The organism is Belliella kenyensis, assembly GCF_022549675.1.
GTDB classification, from domain to species: domain Bacteria; phylum Bacteroidota; class Bacteroidia; order Cytophagales; family Cyclobacteriaceae; genus Belliella; species Belliella kenyensis.
Genome location: NZ_JAKZGR010000002.1, coordinates 171,874 through 190,182, shown reverse-complemented (window position 1 = coordinate 190,182; position 18,309 = coordinate 171,874). Strand labels below are relative to the sequence as shown.

Here is an 18,309-nt window from a genome sequence, read left to right as displayed (position 1 = left end):
TTACCCACAAAATGGACATTCAATCATTAAAATTTTATGCAAAAATTTAGTTCTATCATCAAATTCCCAACATAACACCCTTAAATTATTAATTGAACTAAAGTTCAAACAATTAAAAAATCGATTTAATATGATTCGGGAATTAATAGAAAAAAATATTCCGTGCTTTTTAAAATTATCAATAGCTGCTACAATATTATTTTCTATAACTAGCTGCAAAAATAACAAAGAATCAATTTTGACCTTTGCTGAGGAAATATCTATTCAAGGAAAAGCCATTGAAGACATAATAGTATACAGCAAAAAAAACGTCAATTTAATGGTTGTTGATACATTTTTGGTAATTCAACAAAACCATGAAAAAATTTTAAAAGTATATAGTACAAATAGTTTTAAATTACTGGGTGAATATGGGAATAATGGTCATGGAGAACTTGATTTTGCTGATCCATATTTACTTAAACAAGTATCTTTTGATGAGTTAGATGGCACTCCCGAAATTACATTGTATGATTATCAAAAGATTGAGTTAAATAAAATCAATCTACTAGGGATGATTGATCAAAAAAAGAACTTCCATAAACAATACCGCTTAGAAGAAAAGGATTTTTATTACTTGCATTTTTATTACGATTCACCTGAATTCTATTTAGGAATTCCTGAAGGATCTCATAAATTCACGCTTTACAACAAGCAAGACAAGGCTTTTCAAAGCATCTCATATACTCCCGAATTAAACTATAAATTAGATCAATCTTTACTATATCCAATATACAGATCAGCGATTGCGGTAAATGAAAAAAAACAAAAAATTGCAGCTGCTACTCTTCTGATTCCAAATCTTGAATTATATAATTTCCATCTTGAAAGACTTAAAAGCATATATTATGATAACACTCAAAGTATCGAAAATGCACTGATAGCATATGCTAAGAGCGGCAAATTTGATTCAAAACACTATATCAGTGAATTAGACTCCAATGAGGATTATATCTTTGGCTTAAGCTACAACAATACTTCAGAAGATATTTATTCAAACTATTCTTATTCTGATTTAAACTTCTTGGTTTTTGACTGGGAAGGAAATCTTATAACTAAGTACAGTTTATCTGACGATAAGTTTATTGAATCGTTTGCAGTAGATTTCAAAAAAAATAAGGTCTATTGCTATTTACCTTTTGAGAAAGACAATAACATCTATGTCTACGATTTAAACAATTCACCAAACAATTGATTACCAACAAAATACAATGGATTATATATTACTCTGAACGGTACGAGAAGAGACTTTAAAAGATTTAATTCATTAGAAATTACATGAACACACTTTTTTCTATATTGATGCAAGTATTACACTCACCCCTCTTGCTCTTTGAACTCTATCTTGCTGATCAAATCCATGGCTACATGTAGCATCACACCAGTCACCAAAGCCATCCCAACACAAATCCCAATCATTCCATAAGCAAACTGCTTGCTGATGATAAATACAAAAAGACCCGTACCAATGGCTGGCACGAAACCAAACAGCAACACCCCAATCGTCATCACAGGTTTGATCAGTTTCCTATCCCACCCTTCTTCAAAACCAACATTGGTCACAGTAGTCATCGCAAACCCTGATAAATAAAACATCAACATGGCTAAGACAAATGCTGGAATAAGTAAAAGACTCAACTTAGCGATAAAAACAGTAGGAACTATCAATATTAACGCAAAAATTAAGGTCTGCATTAAGTCTAATTTGATCAGATTCCAAAACTTAGCAGCCCATGAAGCTGGAATAAGGATAAAATACGGCTTCTTCAAATCCCCTACATTGTTTCTTCCCATTCCAGCTATCCAATAGATAAAAATCAAAATCAACAAATAAAAATAAATCACTTGATGTGAAAACCAATCAAAGTATGTAAGGCCTGCAAATATAAATGACAAGCCCGCAAATCCTAATCCATAAAGTCCAAAAAGTGGATGAAAATCTTGTCTGGAACTATGTACATAATTCCTCCAATACAAAGCTTTGGCTCCAAAGCCAAAATCTGGAACATCAAGCTGCTTTTTAGCATTTAGACTCAAGCTAGACTCATTAGCTTCTTTCTTGCCCTTTACTTTTTCTTTGGCTTCCTCTTTACTTTTTGTGGATTCCAATACATCTTCATAATAATATCCCGAATGGCGTATTACAGTATGAAGAACTAGCCCAAAAACCAGAAAATATACGGTAGAAAAACCAGTCACCAACCATATATTCTCATGAGAAGGATAAAGCATAATAGCCCTACTCCACCCTACCAAAGGAAAGAAATCAAACCATGGAGATGCAATCCAAGCAAACATACCATGCCAAAATTTATCTGCCATCAAACCTGGTATGATTATCATCAAAAACAATATCAAACCTAGTACAAAGACACCTCTCTTGACATAATCTAAAACATTGTACTTGGTGTGTAAAGTATATATCAAAAACTTCAATGGAAATAGCATAAACACAAACAAGGCCAATCCGAACCCCATCATAATCACTTCAGCAATACCCATCCCAATCTGATTCACTACCTGTGCACTTGCATATAGCATAAAAAAAATACTCCCTCCCAAAACAGGCAGAATAGATCTGATCATATAATATATCAAAATATTGGAAGGTGAAACTGGTGAAGTAAACAGCATATTCACATCCGCCATCGTAAAAAAACTGATATTTTTCTTCGTAGCTCGAAACAATTGAAACATCAAAACGGCTACTGCTATCAAGGTCAACCCTCCGATCACGGCCAGCTTTGCATAATACTTATCTGGAACTACATCTAGTGCATTTGCAGCATCTTGTATCTGATCCAAATCCACCTCAGGCATGGACTCTGTGGACTTCACTGTTCTCCTGAAATAGAAAAAACTAAAGTACCCAACCACAAACAAATAAGGCAAAAGCCTTAATGGATTCTTGAGGATCAGTTTGATATTATTGAACAGAATGAGGATATCCTTTCTGAACAGTAACTTGATTTCATTCATCTTTTGTCAATTCTAAAAATAAATCTTCCAAACTATAACCTGCCTCTACCATTTGTAGCTTCAGCTTTTCCAAAGTATCATTCCCAACAATACTTCCGTCTTTCATGATCATGATTCTGTCTGCAATACTTTCTACCGAATCTATCAAATGAGTACTTACCAAAATTGTTTTCCCTTGATCTTTTAAATCTTTGAAAATCTTTTTTGTATTCCTGATAGCTTTTGGGTCTAAGCCTATCATAGGCTCATCAAAAAACAATAACTGTGGATCAGGAAGTAAAGCACAGCAAATAGAAACTTTTTGCCTCATTCCTTTAGAAAGATCTCTCCCTAGCTTATCCTTTTTGTCATGTAAATCATAGTACTCAAAAAGCGCTGTAGCTCTCGTCTTCCAATCAGATAGGCCATATGCTTGTGCAATGAACTGCATGTGTTCTTGTACAGTAAGCAAATCATATACACTTGGTGTCTCTGGAATGTAAGAAAAAAATCGCTTAGCCTCTACACTCAGATGATCGTGACCACCTATATACACCTCTCCAGCTGTTTTTCGTAACAATCCCACGATACATTTCATGGTTGTACTTTTACCCGCTCCATTTGGACCTAACAAGCCCACCACTTCTCCTCCTTGAAGTGAAAAAGAGATATCGTTGACAGCATTTTGCTTGTCATACTTTTTGACTAAGCCGATTACTTCTAGCATATCTTGTCTAAATTTCAAGCAAGATAATGATTACCTGACAAAAAACTTAAAAAAGAATGCCCCATCTGAGGGTAAGGCTGTTGAACACATAGCTCTCTTCAAAAATCGAATCATACCCAGGACGAATCCCCTCAATGGTACTAAGTCCGGAAGACCTTACTCCCTCAAAAGTAGAAGCAAACTGCTTTCTGAATCCTAAATTCCAAGTATAGGCCATAGTACCATTCTTTGATTTTCTTACAATCCCAACCAAAGGACTAAGCATAACCCCTCCCTCATTCCATTTCTCAAAAACACCTTCTATTTCTTTCCTATCCAGCCAGGACGAACCATACCCTAAATCAAGTCCTATATTTAAACTATTTCTCCTATTAGGATTCAGGGAACTTCGCCATCCAAAACCAAGAGGCATCAAGACTTGCTTAGGATAAGAGTCAAAGCCTACAAAAAAACCAAGCTTATTTTTCTGATCAAGTTGGATACCATGAAATGATTGAATCGAATAGTCAAGCCTTATGCTATTGTTCAACCTACCTGAAATTGCACCTAGTTCTATATGATGCAAATATGAGCCAACTGCCTTCTGACCAAAGGCAAATTGGCTCATTACCAAAATTTGGATTAATACACAAAAAGTTAATTTCATCATACCACCACCGGATTCTTCACGTCTATACAGCTCAACTGTATCAATTTACCTGGGTTAGAGTAATCGAACTGGCAAACACCATCTGGACCAATCACTATCAATGACTTTGGACCTGGAATGATATCCACAGACTTTAGGGATTTCAAATACTCAAGCTGATTTTTATCTATTGCCAAAACATCTGCTACATTAAAACTTTTCAAACCATGTTTCCCTTCTGCTAGATAAAGAACATCTCCTGCTAAACCTAAGCCATGAGGATTAAGCATTGCATAAGACTTCAGCAGCTTAGGCTGATATAAATTCGTAATATCTAATACTTGAAGCTCATCTACACCAAACCTACAATTCACTCCTGATCTTAAGGTCACAAAGGCATGCTGTTCGTTGACGACTACTGGATCGCAGGCAGTGACGTGTTCATATACCGACATCTTGGTAGGAGATGAAGGCTCAGTAGCGTCATAGATGTGCATTCCTGAATTCGAACCTATAAAAAGTCTGTTTTGAAAAGGGAAAATAGTCTCAATACCCCAACCAAGATTTATAGTACTTAGAAACTTGGGCATTTCTTTGTCTTGGACGTCAAAAACCCTCAGAGTAAAATCATCTACTGCATAAAGGTGAGCATTCATCAAGGTAAACCGAGCCATCGAACCACCTTGACCATAACTCTCTCCGCCTGAAACACTTGCTGCATCGTTACTAAATGATAGCATGCCTCCTCTATTCCAAAAAAAGTTTCCTCCCCACCAACCACTCATAAAATTGGATTCTCCTGTCAAGACTGTATCTTTCAAAGTCATAAAAGTCCCACTACTAGCATCCGTAATCATATTTTGAAATACATCTTCGACTCTTTGTACTTGCTTGATCGCTCTTGGATTGGAAATATCAAAAACCAATAAGTCCAAGTAGTTATCCGCATAGAGCATATTACTATTTACAGCGAGATCTACATTTCCCGGAATTTTGATAAAATTGAGGCTTATAGGGCTTGAAGGGTTTGTATTATCAAGGATGTGAATACCTTTTTGAGGCTCATTGATCAACAAAAAGTCTCCATAAATATAAATTTTACCAGGGTTTTCCAATTGCCTTCCCGGCTCTATCAAGGCTTCATTTGTACGGAAATCACTCATTTGAAGGTATACTGGCATCATCGCTCGATAAGTATAAGTGCTTGATACTTGGTCCTCGCATGATGAAAAAAATGTAACACTAAATATGGCGATGATTCCCCATACTATCAGAGTCGAGTTTGAGTTGAAGTTCTTCATATTTTATATAGTTTGGTAAAATTCTTGTAAAATAAAATTAAATATGGTCACGCAAACTCTAGACGTAATCAAACTCTAAAACGCTACAATTGTATATAAAAAAATTAATTTAATTTATTCTTGAAGAAACCTTTCTTGCAAAATTCTCAAATAAACTTATAAAATCCTTCTTCACCCTTCCGAGTAACTCATTTTGAGCACTTTCTGGATAAATTGGATTATACTTGATCCTAAGGATGATCATATCCATCCAGCCTTTTCCATCGTCGATCAAGTCCTCATTAAAAGCCTCTACTGTAATATCTCTTGATCCCGAAAACCTCAAGCTATGCTTTTGTTGCCTAAAGAACTCTGTCATAGTTTGCAGAGCCAACTCATGCGTCAATTCAAAACTCCTAACAATCTTTGCTTCATCTTTCTGACTCAAATCTTGGGACTTAGCTTTCTGAACTTCATGTTTCAATTGCTCTAATGCATCTTGAAAATCAACAAAACATTTCTCGAAGGTTAAAGGAGTGGGTTTCATAGCGTAATATTTTTATTAAAATCTAATATAACTTTTACATCGCATCATGCCTATTCCATAAGCAATTTTTTATAACAAAGGTGATTTTAATTTAATAGACTTGTGAAGATTTTTGGATTCCAAGATTTTCTTTCCAATCGTTTTCTAACAGTAAACCTTCCTGAAAACTACTAACTCCAAAAGGAATAACTTTCAAGAAAGACTCTTTTACCCCATTTTTCGACTCTCAGTCACATCATGGATTTAGATGATATTCCCTTGTTTTCTTGTCTCACACGCACATGTTTCTCTATCTTGCTTCTTTGACATTTGCTTCTCGCTTCTTGAGTCTTGAATCTTAAGTCTAAACTCTCGTCTCTCGCTTCTCACTTCTAATCGCTCTCACGCTACAATCCTTAATCTACCTCACACTATAGCTTTGCATAAAAGGTTGACCATTTGGGGAAACTCCTTCCAAGCGAAGCCTTCCAGAGAAATCCTCCAAAAACTTACCTACTTTTTCTGGATTGCGAGCAGGTTCCCCATTGATCTGAGTGAGAACAAAACCACTATTGAGACCTAGTTCTCTCAAATATCCCCTGCTGATTGCAGAAATCTTTACACCATAATCAATCCCTAACCTATCCCTTTCTATAGCATTGATGGCTTCAAGTCTCGCTCCTAAGAGATTTGAAGTATAATATTCTCTCTTGAGAACGCCTGTTCCTCCGTCTAAATTTTGCAAAATCAATTTGGCACTATTTCTATTTGATTTTCTTAAATAGACCATATTCAACTCATCTCCTGGGTAGTAATATGATAAAACTTCTTCAAAGCTACCTTTTCCAGCCACAGGATAGCCTTCGATTTGTATGATCACATCATTTTTTTGTATACCAGCCTTCTCTGCACCACTTCCTCTTAAAACATTCGTAACTATGACCCCATCTAATGTCTTGAGATTCATTTCTTCAGCCAATTCAGGTGTGATTTCTACTACATCTAAGCCAGGAAGTGCCTTCTGAACTTCTCCGTATTTGATCAGGTCATTGGCAACTTTCACTGCAATATCCACTGGAACAGCAAATCCATACCCTGTATATGATCCAGTTCTTGACAAAATTGCCGTATTGATACCCACCAGCTCACCTTTGGTATTCACCAATGCTCCTCCCGAGTTGCCAGGATTAATAGGGGCATCTGTCTGAATGAAAGACTCAAGAGGAAAGTCTCCACCAAGTATATTGATCTGACGCTCTTTGGCTGAAACAATGCCTGCTGTCACAGTAGAAGTCAGATTAAATGGATTCCCGACTGCAATAACCCACTCCCCAATCCTAAGCGTCCTACTACTTCCTTGCCTGATTGCGGGAAGATTTGCTGCTTCAATTTTCAGGACTGCGATGTCTGTATTTTTATCTGTGCCTACGAGCTCTGCCTTGTAGGTGCGCTTTTGATGCACTACTTCTATCGTTTCGGCTCTGTCTATGACGTGATTATTTGTGATAATGTATCCATCTTTGCTTAGGATGACACCTGAACCCGTACTGACCCTTTGAGAGGGACCATTGCCAAAGAAATAATCAAAAATACTATAACGCCTATAATCAGACCCTGAAAAATTCTTAATAAATACCACCGATGGCGTACTTGCTTCAGAAGCCTCGACAAATGACACAGGAGTATTGACATCTCGTCTTTCGAGATTTTCTGTGGCATAATTCACCTTGTATGAAGCCGAAGGATACATATACTCAGAATTCATGTCCTGGACACTTTGGGGATTTAGGAAAACCACAAAAACATAAGCCCCAGCAATTCCTGCTATAAACGCAAGTAGAGTCAATTGCAAGTATTTCTTCATAATTACCTAATGAATGTTTTTTAAGATAAAGTTAACGTACAGTCCTTTCAAACAATCAGAAAAAGAGCCGTTTTTTTATCTTAAACGAAGAAATGTCAAAAAGACTGAAAAATCACGTGGAAAAGTCTTTGATCCTTGTAATTTTGTCAGTCAATTAATCTGATTTGGAGAATCATCTAGTATATTCCAAATCCAAAAACAGGCATTAAAATTTTCATGTCAGAAAAAAGAAGCGTAGCTATTTTAGGTTCCACAGGCAGTATAGGAACACAGACTCTAGAGGTCATCAGATCGCACCCAGAAAAATTCGAAGTAGAAGTTCTCACTGCACAGAACAATAGTGAGCTTTTGATTCAACAAGCTATTGAATTTAAGCCCAACTGTGTAGTAATCGTCAATGAGGCACTTTATGACCAAGTCAAAGAGGTACTATTACCTCTTGACATCAAAGTGTTTGCTGGTGAAAAAGCATTGAGTCAAGTAGTAGAAATGGATAACATAGACGTGGTACTTACCGCGCTTGTAGGTTATGCTGGACTAATCCCTACGATCAAGGCAATAGAAAGCGGAAAACAAATCGCATTAGCTAACAAAGAAACACTTGTCGTGGCTGGTGAACTGATCACCAAGCTAGCTAGAGAAAAAGGCGTAAACATCTACCCTGTTGACTCTGAACACTCAGCCATATTCCAATGTCTGGTTGGTGAATTTCATAATCCCATTGAGAAAATTATCCTAACAGCTTCTGGAGGTCCTTTTAGAGGCAAAGACAAAGATTTCTTAAAGTCAGTAAGCAAAGAGCAAGCATTGAAACATCCCAACTGGGATATGGGAGCGAAAATTACCATAGATTCAGCATCTATGATGAATAAAGGACTAGAAGTGATTGAAGCCAAGTGGCTTTTTGGACTCACAGCTGATCAGATAGAAGTTATCGTTCATCCCCAGTCTATCGTACATAGCTTGGTGCAGTTTCAAGATGCCTCTATCAAGGCACAACTTGGACTCCCTGACATGCGTATTCCAATACAATTTGCTTTGAGTTATCCTGAAAGATTCAAAACTGATTTCCCAAGGTTCGATTTCGCACAATACCCTAGTTTGACCTTTGAAAAGCCCGATCTTGATACATTTCAAAATTTACAGCTTGCATTTGATGCAATGAAAAAAGGTGGAAATGCCCCTTGTATACTCAATGCAGCCAATGAAATCGTTGTGGCTGCATTTTTGAGAGATGAGGTGGGGTTCTTAGAAATGTCAGAAATCATAGAAGCTACAATGACAAAAGCTGATTTTATTGAAAAACCTGGCTTACAAGATTTTGTCGAAACAGACAAAATGGCGAGAGCATATACAAATGAATTAATAAAGCGTAAAAAATAAATAATGGATACATTAATCATGGTAGGTCAACTTTTGTTAGGTCTATCGATTTTAGTTGGATTGCACGAGCTAGGACATTTGCTTACTGCAAAGATGTTTGGTATGAGAGTAGAGAAATTCTCGATAGGTTTTCCGCCAAAAATCATTGGATTCCAATGGGGTGAAACAGAATACTCTATTGGTGCCATTCCTTTGGGTGGTTTTGTCAAAATCTCCGGGATGGTAGACGAATCCATGGACACTGAACAATTGGCTTCAGAACCACAACCTTGGGAATTTAGAGCAAAACCAGCTTGGCAGCGTTTGATTGTGATGCTTGGTGGTATCATCGTCAATGTGATCACTGGTATATTAATATTTGTAGTACTTGTATACCAAAAAGGTGAGACTTACTATTCACAAGAGCAAGTTATCGAACATGGTATAGTGGCTTATGATATTGGAAAGCAAATTGGATTTCAAGATGGTGATAAGGTATTAGATATCAATGGACAACCTTACAGGAGTTTAGGAGACCTAAGCAGTGGAGAGGCATTGCTTAGCACAGATGGATACTACACTGTAGAGAGAGATGGAGAGATCATCAGGATAGATATCCCAAGAGGTTTTATAAATTCCTTTTCCAATGAAGAAAGCTTGTCAAAGTTTATCAACATTAGAATGCCGTTTGAAATAGTTGATGTATCCAAAGGTGGAGAGGCGGCAGCAGCTGGGATCGAAAAAGGTGACAAAATCATCGCTATCAATGAAAATGAAATTTTTTACTTCAATGAACTTCAGCGTAATCTAGCCAATAATGCAGGCTCTACAGCTTCGGTAAGAATCCTTCGAAATAACACAGAAATAGAAAAAACGCTAGCTGTAAATGAAGAAGGTCTCATTGGAATTCAAATAGCTCCACTTCTAGATCCTGTCACTAACAGATATGGTTTCAGTGAATCCATAGTAAAAGGCACAGAGCGAGCTTTTGGAGTTGTGATCATCAATGCAAAGGCACTGGGAAGAATGTTTACAGGTGAAGTATCCACCAAAAACGTATCTGGACCAATAGGAATGGCTAAAATTTATGGTAATCAATGGGATTGGACAAAATTCTGGAGCATCACAGGTTTGATCTCTATGATCCTCGCCTTTATGAATTTACTACCTATTCCTGCTTTAGATGGTGGTCATGTAGTTTTCTTACTTTATGAAATGATATCAGGCAAAACCCCTTCCGAAAAATTCTTGGAAAATGCACAGAAAGTAGGTATGGTTATGCTTTTGGCTCTTATGGTTTTTGCAATAGGAAATGATATTTTGAAATTATTCACTGGAGGGTAATTCACTTTATTTAACATTAATAAAAATTATTTAGTAGATCAATGAAAAACTTCATTGATCTATTTTTTTATTCAACAAATTTGAGTAGCATTGGTGGCATTTAAACCAAATTTATGATTAGAGTTTCCACCTTTGTTAGCTTGGTTTTAATATTAAGCTTATATTCGTACAATCATGTGATAGCACAAGAAGAACCCTTCCCAAAAGGCACTGTGGTACTGAAAGATGGCTCAACCTTAAAAGGCCACATTCAATATAACCCAAAAGCATCTTCAAACTCAATAAAGCTATTCATTGAAAATAAAGAAATGATTCTCAGTACAGGTGATTTAAGTAGCTTCCATTTTGACTATAATGAAAAATTCATAATTAAAGATCTTGGTTCCAAAGAAGTCGACTCAAATAGTCAATTTACTAGACTAATCTTTGACGGAGAATTAAAACTCTATAAGCTTTTGGATAAGTTTTATTTAGAAGACAAAAAAGGGGAAATCTTTCCACTTCATAAAGAAGAACTATCAAATTCCAAACAACATCATAAGGATAATAAGCATCACCTTTATATACTGAGTTATGCTTTACAAGGTGAATGTAGGGGGAAAATAGAATCAAATTTGCAGAATATTCCTTTAAATGAAAAAGCTTTAGTCAAAATACTGTCCACATATTTAACTTGTGAAAACTCAGACTTCAATATATTTGTTGATAATCGAAATAACATCAAACTAAATTACATTGCTAAGGCTGGTTTTGGTATTTCAAGATTTAAAAACTCTTGGGGTGATAATCCAATAGAACTAGATAAAAAAAGCAACTTAAGCCCTATATTTTTGGCAGGTCTTAGGCTAGATGAACTAAGAAAACTTAAGAGAGTTTCTATTGATTTTTTAATTGGAGCAAACACCCAATCTAATGTTCTGGACTTTCATTACACAACAGATATTTATGCTATCTATAATGGAACAACAGAGTACACAACCAAAAGTCTTTTAGGCCAAATGTATTTGAATTACTCATTTATAAGAACTGAGAAAATTGAATTTTATACTGGAGGTGGTTTATTGTCAAGGATCAATCGACTCAATGTTCAATCCTCAAGTTATGAATCAATCAATAAGCGAAATGGTTCTAAGCAGTTTTATGAAAATGAGGTATATAACCTTAACTCATTTACAATGGGTTTGGGACTCAAATTTGGAGCTATCTTGTACAAAAGCAAAACAGGAAAGATATTTACCGAATTAGACTTGGAGTATATGCCTAGAAACTCATATATAAGCTTATCTAGATTTGTAGAGTTAGATCAATACAATACAAATTTCTTTATTGGTTATTCTTTTTTAAAAAGAAAATAAAAAATAAAATCAATCCCTCAGGAATCCAAACATAAATAAATTTCAATTTATGGCTTTACTTCTTTAAACTAGAAGAAGTTTTTGACATGTATAAAAGACTACAAAGGGATAAAAACTTAACAAACGAAATTAACTTTCTAAAAAAGTAATTTCATGACAATATGCCATCAAAATAACCTTGGCATAAGCATTGAATTATTAACAAGAACCTTCTAAATTGAAGGTTCTTTCTTATTGTACCTTATTAACATGGCAGCTTACCTGTCATATTGTCCTTTATGAACAATTTCGAAAATAAATTATATCAATCACTTATGGTCGGAGAATTTGCAAGCGAAGGTGAACTTATTCAGTTAATCACGGATGATGAAGCTGATGATGCCAGCCAGCAAGAAAACTTACCAGATCAAATCCCAATTTTGTCAGTTAGAAACACCGTTCTATTCCCTGGAGTAGTGATACCTATCACCGTGGGAAGACAACGTTCTATCAAACTTGTAAAAAAAGCTCAACGAGGCAACAAATACATTGGTGTCTGTGCTCAAATAAATCCAAACAATGATGATCCGGCATGGGAAGACATCTACCATGTGGGAACTTTAGCCAAAATTATCAAAATGATTGTGCTTCCCGACGGAAATACCACAATCATTATCCAAGGCAAAAAAAGATTTCAAATTACTGAGACAGTAACAGATGACCCATATTTCGTGGCGAAAGTCGCTTATATGGAAGAAAGCTTCCCTAAAAACAATAAAAAAATTGAGGCACTTGAAGAATCTCTAAAAGAAGCTGCGGCTAAAATTCTTCATTTAAATCCTGAAATCCCACAAGAGGCACAAGTTGCACTTGATAATATTGACAACACACCATTCCTGACTCATTTTCTATCCTCCAATATCAATGCTTCAGTAGAGTCTAAGCAAAGATTATTGGAAATCAACGATGGAATAGAGAGGGCTACTTTGCTTTTGGAATTCATGATGAAAGACATTCAAATGTTAGAAATCAAAAGTGAAATTCAGAAAAAAGTACATACGGACATTGATCAGCAGCAGCGTGATTATTTTTTGAGACAGCAGATGAAAGTACTCCAAACTGAACTTGGAGAAGAAGGTCCTGAAAAGGAGGTAGAGGAGTTACGCTTAAAAAGTCTTAAAAAGAAATGGCCTAGTTCAGTGGCTCGCCATTTCAATAAAGAGCTTGATAAGATATTACGAATCAATCCCTCCGCAGCTGAATATCCAATCGCTCTCAACTATGCTGAAACGTTAGTTGAACTGCCATGGAATGAATTCACTTCTGATAACTTTGATCTGAAAAGAGCCAAAAGTATATTGGATAAGGATCATCATGGACTTGAAAAAGTAAAAGAAAGAATCATAGAATACCTTGCCGTTCTCAAACTTAAAGATGATCTCAAAGGCCCAATCCTATGCTTGTATGGCCCTCCTGGGGTAGGAAAGACATCTCTTGGAAAGTCTATTGCGAAGGCATTGGGTAGAAAATATGTCAGGATGTCGCTAGGAGGTGTACACGATGAGGCTGAGATCAGAGGTCATAGAAAAACCTACGTAGGAGCTATGCCTGGTAAGATCATTCAAAACATGAAAAAAGTAAAGACAAGTAATCCTGTCTATGTTTTGGATGAAATCGACAAGCTAAGCTCTGACTTCAGAGGTGATCCTTCTTCTGCATTTCTGGAAGTTCTGGATCCAGAGCAGAACAGCTCTTTTACTGACAACTATTTAGAAGTTGAATATGATCTTTCCAAAGTATTGTTTATTGCTACGGCAAACTCACTGGAGTCTATACAACCTGCTCTTAGAGACAGAATGGAAATCATTGAAGTGACAGGCTACACCATGGAAGAAAAGCAAGAGATTGCTAAGAAACACTTGATCCCAAAACAAAGGAAAGAGCATGGACTGAAAGCTAAAGATTTGACTTTTGACAATGCAGCAATTGCAAAAATTATCGAAGATTACACCAGAGAGTCAGGTGTAAGAAGTCTAGAGAGGGCAATCGGTAAAGTAGTCCGTAACGTAGCCAAATCCATAGCCATGGAAGAGACTTATTCGAAAAAAATATCGACTCAGGCAGTCCGAAAAATATTAGGAGGTGAGATCTTTGACAAAGAAATATACCAAGACAATAGTGTGGCTGGAGTAGTCACTGGCTTGGCTTGGACTTCTGTAGGTGGAGAGATCTTATTCATAGAATCTGCACTTAGCAGAGGCAAGGGAAAACTCACACTTTCAGGACAGTTAGGTGATGTAATGAAAGAGTCAGCCATTACTGCATTATCTTATTTGAAATCCAGAGCTGAAAAGTATGGTATAGACTATAGAGTTTTTGATCAATATGACCTACACATTCACGTGCCTGCTGGAGCTGTGCCAAAAGATGGCCCATCAGCAGGGATCACCATACTTACAGCCATTACTTCACTTTATACTCAACGGAAAGTTAAGGCAAAAATCGCTATGACTGGAGAAATTACACTTAGAGGTAAGGTGATGCCTGTCGGGGGTATTAAAGAAAAAATCCTGGCAGCAAGACGATCTGGCATAAAGGAAATTGTACTTTGCAATAAAAACCAAAGAGATATCGATGAGATCGATGAACAATATCTCAAAGGCATTACTTTTCATTATGTAGATAATGTGGACGAGGTTTTGGAAGTAGCCTTGATGAAGACAAAAGTGCAAGACCCAATGAAGTTTACATTTACAGATGACAATTCAAAAAATTGAAATCGAGGTGGTCACATATCCTTGTGATCCTGCTGGGAGCTATGCTTATCAGCCAGCAGGATCTTAAGGGACAATCTAGCCACGCAGCATATCAGTTTGTTGACCATCCGACCTATACCCGATTGGCTTCCTTGGGGGGTGTGAATATAACTGCTCAAAAAGACCCTTTGATGTTCCTGTCGAATCCTGCTCTTTTGGATAGTAGTAACATAAGGCGTCCAGCATTGCATTATTTGAATTTTCCAGGAGGTATCCATGCTGCCACGTTGGGGTATAGCTTTAGCGGATTTTCTAATGGAATCATTGGTGTCGGCATTCAGTATTTTAATTATGGTGAACTAGAAGGTTTTGATGAATTAGGATTGCCGACAAATAATTTTCTGGCAAATGAATATGCAATAACCTCATCATATACCAAATATACTGGGGTTTTTAGTTATGGAGGAAGTGTCAAATTGATGGCTTCCGTCTTGGATAGCTTTCAGGCATATGCGCTTGCAATTGACTTCGGGGTCAATTACTTACATCCCTCTCAAGACTTAGTGCTAGGATTGAATTTAAGAAATATAGGATTAAATTTAAAAAACTACATTGATAACCAAAACCTTCAGCTTCCTACTGATGTTCGAATAGGGGCAAGTTTCAAACCTCAATACGCACCTTTCCGTTTTCATTTTACGCTAAGGAATCTTCAAGCAAGAGAGATGGATTTTTACAATCCGAACATTACTTATGAGGGAAGAGCTAACGCTTTTGTTCAAAAAGCATTCAGAAGGGCTATTTTAGGAATTGAAATTTTACCTTCCGAAAACTTTAATCTACAATTTGGATACAATCATTTGATAAGAAGTGAATTTGAATCTAACAATGGATCTGGAGCAGCTGGTTTTACAGGTGGATTCGCTTTCAAAATGAAAGAATTTGAATTTTCATATGCTCGAATGTTTTATCACGTGCCTGGCGGATCAAATGTAATTGGAGTGAGTAGCATTATAAACAATAAGAAAAGATCGTTCTAAAACGCAAAAATATGAGAAGTGATTTTAAAGATTTGACACCAAAGCAAATCGTAGCTGAACTAGACAAATACATAATCGGTCAACACGATGCCAAAAGAAATGTAGCAATAGCATTGAGAAATCGGATCAGACGATTGATGGTAAAGTCAGACATCCAAAAAGATATCGTACCTAACAATATATTGATGATAGGTTCTACAGGAGTGGGAAAAACGGAGATTGCTAGAAGACTTGCAAAAATAGCCAACGCCCCCTTCACCAAAGTAGAAGCTTCGAAATTTACCGAAGTAGGTTATGTAGGTAGAGACGTAGAAAGTATGGTGAGAGACCTAGTGGAACAGTCTGTCCATCTGGTTCAAGCTCAAAAAAATGAAGAAGTCAAAGAAAAGGCCGCTGCTGCTGTCGAAGAAACTATCCTTGACATCCTTATCCCGCCTGTAAAAGTGTCGGGATTTGGGAAAATGGAGACTAATTCGTCTACTGATAAATTTGATCCTAGCAATTCGACTGATGAAGAGCTAAATGAACGAACCAGAGAGAGGTTTAGGGAAAAACTCCGAAATGGAGAAATGGAGGATAGAAAAATCGAGATCAATGTGAAGCAAAGCCCACCTGTAGGTATTGGAATGATAGGAAATGGCATGATGGACGATGCTAGTATGGCAGGACTTCAGGACATGATCAGTGGCATGATGCCTAAGCGCAGCAAAAAGCGGAAAGTCACTATAGCCGAGGCTAGAAAGGTCCTTCTCGAAGAAGAAGCAAGTAAGCTGATAGATTTTGATGAAGTTAAAGAAGAAGCTATAAAACTGGCCGAAAACAACGGCATCATATTTATAGATGAAATCGACAAAATTGCATCAAAGTCAAGTAAGTCCTCTGGCGGACCTGATGTATCCAGAGAAGGTGTACAAAGAGACCTCCTCCCTATCGTAGAAGGCTCTGCTGTCAACACCAAGTATGGTATTATCAATACTGATCACGTCTTATTTATAGCCGCAGGAGCTTTTCATGTATCCAAGCCTTCTGACTTGATACCGGAGCTCCAAGGCAGATTCCCAATCAGGGTAGAATTAAATAGTCTTACTGAAGGAGATTTTTATAAAATTCTAAAAGACCCTAAAAATGCCCTTACTAAGCAATACCAAGCTCTTTTTGAAACTGAAGAGGTATACCTAGAATTCAATGAAGAATCTATTAAAGAGATCGCTAAGCTTGCTTTTCAAATCAACGAGGAAGTAGAAAATATTGGAGCAAGAAGGCTTCATACTGTCATGAGTCATCTTCTCAATGATTTCTTGTTCGAAGTGCCAGATACCATTGAAGCCAATTCCAAAATCATGATCACAAAAGAAATGGTCAATGAAAGGTTGAGTGTTTTGGTAAAAAACAGAGATCTATCTCAATTTATATTATAATAACCAAAGGGCTACTTGCAAAAAAGTAGCCCTTTGGTTTTGCTTCCCATTATTTCTCAATCGAAGAGGTCATTTATCTTTAAAAAAAATCAAACCCAAAATATTGACATGAAATCTTTATTTATCATCACTGGAACGAGTAAAGGCATCGGTGAAGCCCTTCTTCAATTACTATCCAATAATAATGAAAACACAATAATTAGTATTTCTAGAAGTCAATCGAACATATCCTTATCAAATGTGACTCATTTTGAAATTGACTTAGGCAGCTTTGATCAACTGGTTCAGCACTTGGACAAGATATTTCTAAAAGATGATTTTGAGAAGGTTGTGCTAATCAATAATGCTGGCTGGATAGGGGAAATAAATCACTTCGGAAAACTTAGTCACAAAAGTATCTCTGATATCTATAAAATCAATACAGTAGCTCCAGCCATATTGATGAATGAATATTTTAGACATTATGCTGACCTAAAATCCATTAAAATCATCATCAATATCAGCTCAGGTGCTGCCGAAAAAGTAATTGACGGATGGTCAGGTTATTCATCAACAAAAGCCTCTTTGAATATGCTGAGCAAAATTGCTCAAGCTGAAGCTGATCAAGCAGGAAATGGAATCAAAGTTTTCGCTGTTTCACCTGGTGTAGTGGATACTGAAATGCAAAAAAACATAAGATCTGCCCCCAACTCAGGATTTTCTAACCTTGAAAAATTTAAAAATCTTAAAAAACAAAACAATTTGAGCTCTCCAAAAGAAGCTGCAGAAAAAATTCTACAAGTAATATCTGATTATCAAAAGTTCGAAAGTGTACTCTTAGATGTAAGAAAAATTTAAAAAAATTGAAAATAAATTTAAATAGGAATCCATTTAAAGCCAAATATCAACTTAGTTTCAAAAAAAAATAATTTTTCTTCACTTTCTATTCGTGAATAAAATTTTGAACTATTCCAATATTACAATATACTCAAAAAGATGTATTTTATTTACAATTTATAAACATTTACCTCTACTTTTTTGGATTTGAACAATC

At 36.3% G+C, this 18,309-nt stretch carries 14 protein-coding genes; 8 read left to right on the top strand and 6 right to left on the bottom strand.

Annotated features, from left to right (window positions below):
- Positions 1 to 130 precede the first annotated feature (130 nt).
- Positions 131 to 1,234, top strand: coding sequence for a TolB-like 6-bladed beta-propeller domain-containing protein (locus MM214_RS02430; protein ID WP_241291609.1), 1,104 nt, complete (start codon positions 131 to 133; stop codon positions 1,232 to 1,234).
- A gap of 122 nt (positions 1,235 to 1,356) precedes the next feature.
- Here MM214_RS02430 and MM214_RS02425 read toward each other — a convergent pair whose 3' ends face one another.
- The 6 genes from MM214_RS02425 to MM214_RS02400 all read right to left on the bottom strand — a co-directional run bounded on the left by MM214_RS02425 (position 1,357) and on the right by MM214_RS02400 (position 8,022).
- Positions 1,357 to 3,018 (bottom strand): putative ABC exporter domain-containing protein, encoded by a 1,662-nt coding sequence (locus MM214_RS02425; protein WP_241291606.1) that lies wholly within the window; start codon positions 3,016 to 3,018, stop codon positions 1,357 to 1,359.
- Positions 3,011 to 3,724, bottom strand: coding sequence for an ABC transporter ATP-binding protein (locus tag MM214_RS02420; RefSeq protein ID WP_241291603.1), 714 nt, complete (start codon positions 3,722 to 3,724; stop codon positions 3,011 to 3,013). The genes MM214_RS02425 and MM214_RS02420 overlap by 8 nt, the downstream gene beginning before the upstream one ends.
- 46 nt (positions 3,725 to 3,770) lie before the next feature.
- Positions 3,771 to 4,331 carry a hypothetical protein gene (locus tag MM214_RS02415; protein WP_241291600.1) on the bottom strand — a complete coding sequence of 187 codons (561 nt, stop codon included), beginning with the start codon at positions 4,329 to 4,331 and terminating at the stop codon, positions 3,771 to 3,773.
- 38 nt (positions 4,332 to 4,369) lie between these two features.
- Entirely contained in the window at positions 4,370 to 5,653 is a 1,284-nt protein-coding gene (locus MM214_RS02410; protein WP_241291598.1) for an LVIVD repeat-containing protein, read from the bottom strand.
- A gap of 109 nt (positions 5,654 to 5,762) precedes the next feature.
- Positions 5,763 to 6,179, bottom strand: a complete 417-nt coding sequence (locus MM214_RS02405) for a nucleotidyltransferase substrate binding protein (protein ID WP_241291596.1) — start codon at positions 6,177 to 6,179, stop codon at positions 5,763 to 5,765.
- A gap of 400 nt (positions 6,180 to 6,579) precedes the next feature.
- A complete protein-coding gene (locus tag MM214_RS02400; protein ID WP_241291593.1) occupies positions 6,580 to 8,022 on the bottom strand; it encodes a trypsin-like peptidase domain-containing protein in 1,443 nt (480 codons plus the stop codon).
- Positions 8,023 to 8,238: 216 nt separating this feature from the next.
- Here MM214_RS02400 and MM214_RS02395 point away from each other — a divergent pair, with 216 nt between their 5' ends.
- From MM214_RS02395 to MM214_RS02365, 7 genes are all read left to right on the top strand, one after another.
- On the top strand, positions 8,239 to 9,405 hold the full coding sequence (locus MM214_RS02395) for a 1-deoxy-D-xylulose-5-phosphate reductoisomerase (RefSeq protein ID WP_241291590.1): 1,167 nt from the start codon (positions 8,239 to 8,241) through the stop codon (positions 9,403 to 9,405).
- 3 nt (positions 9,406 to 9,408) lie between these two features.
- Complete coding sequence (gene rseP, locus MM214_RS02390; RefSeq protein WP_241291587.1) at positions 9,409 to 10,728, top strand: RIP metalloprotease RseP; 1,320 nt, start codon at positions 9,409 to 9,411, stop codon at positions 10,726 to 10,728.
- Between the two features lie 212 nt (positions 10,729 to 10,940).
- Positions 10,941 to 12,083 carry a hypothetical protein gene (locus tag MM214_RS02385; RefSeq protein WP_241291584.1) on the top strand — a complete coding sequence of 381 codons (1,143 nt, stop codon included), beginning with the start codon at positions 10,941 to 10,943 and terminating at the stop codon, positions 12,081 to 12,083.
- 278 nt (positions 12,084 to 12,361) lie between these two features.
- Positions 12,362 to 14,839 (top strand): endopeptidase La, encoded by a 2,478-nt coding sequence (gene lon / locus MM214_RS02380; protein ID WP_241291582.1) that lies wholly within the window; start codon positions 12,362 to 12,364, stop codon positions 14,837 to 14,839.
- Positions 14,836 to 15,858 carry a type IX secretion system protein PorQ gene (gene porQ, locus MM214_RS02375; RefSeq protein WP_241291579.1) on the top strand — a complete coding sequence of 341 codons (1,023 nt, stop codon included), beginning with the start codon at positions 14,836 to 14,838 and terminating at the stop codon, positions 15,856 to 15,858. The genes lon and porQ overlap by 4 nt, the downstream gene beginning before the upstream one ends.
- Before the next feature lie 11 nt (positions 15,859 to 15,869).
- Positions 15,870 to 17,276, top strand: a complete 1,407-nt coding sequence (gene hslU, locus MM214_RS02370) for an ATP-dependent protease ATPase subunit HslU (protein WP_241291576.1) — start codon at positions 15,870 to 15,872, stop codon at positions 17,274 to 17,276.
- 108 nt (positions 17,277 to 17,384) lie between these two features.
- Positions 17,385 to 18,113 (top strand): SDR family NAD(P)-dependent oxidoreductase, encoded by a 729-nt coding sequence (locus MM214_RS02365; protein WP_241291573.1) that lies wholly within the window; start codon positions 17,385 to 17,387, stop codon positions 18,111 to 18,113.
- Positions 18,114 to 18,309: the final 196 nt, after the last annotated feature.

Coding starts and splice junctions, on each gene's coding strand:
- MM214_RS02415 (WP_241291600.1), bottom strand. CDS start 4,331: ATGAGCCAATTTGCCTTTGGTCAGAAGGCAGTTGGCTCATATTTGCAT.
- MM214_RS02410 (WP_241291598.1), bottom strand. CDS start 5,653: ATGAAGAACTTCAACTCAAACTCGACTCTGATAGTATGGGGAATCATC.
- hslU (WP_241291576.1), top strand. CDS start 15,870: ATGAGAAGTGATTTTAAAGATTTGACACCAAAGCAAATCGTAGCTGAA.
- rseP (WP_241291587.1), top strand. CDS start 9,409: ATGGATACATTAATCATGGTAGGTCAACTTTTGTTAGGTCTATCGATT.
- MM214_RS02425 (WP_241291606.1), bottom strand. CDS start 3,018: ATGAATGAAATCAAGTTACTGTTCAGAAAGGATATCCTCATTCTGTTC.
- lon (WP_241291582.1), top strand. CDS start 12,362: ATGAACAATTTCGAAAATAAATTATATCAATCACTTATGGTCGGAGAA.
- MM214_RS02420 (WP_241291603.1), bottom strand. CDS start 3,724: ATGCTAGAAGTAATCGGCTTAGTCAAAAAGTATGACAAGCAAAATGCT.
- MM214_RS02395 (WP_241291590.1), top strand. CDS start 8,239: ATGTCAGAAAAAAGAAGCGTAGCTATTTTAGGTTCCACAGGCAGTATA.
- MM214_RS02400 (WP_241291593.1), bottom strand. CDS start 8,022: ATGAAGAAATACTTGCAATTGACTCTACTTGCGTTTATAGCAGGAATT.
- MM214_RS02430 (WP_241291609.1), top strand. CDS start 131: ATGATTCGGGAATTAATAGAAAAAAATATTCCGTGCTTTTTAAAATTA.
- MM214_RS02405 (WP_241291596.1), bottom strand. CDS start 6,179: ATGAAACCCACTCCTTTAACCTTCGAGAAATGTTTTGTTGATTTTCAA.
- MM214_RS02365 (WP_241291573.1), top strand. CDS start 17,385: ATGAAATCTTTATTTATCATCACTGGAACGAGTAAAGGCATCGGTGAA.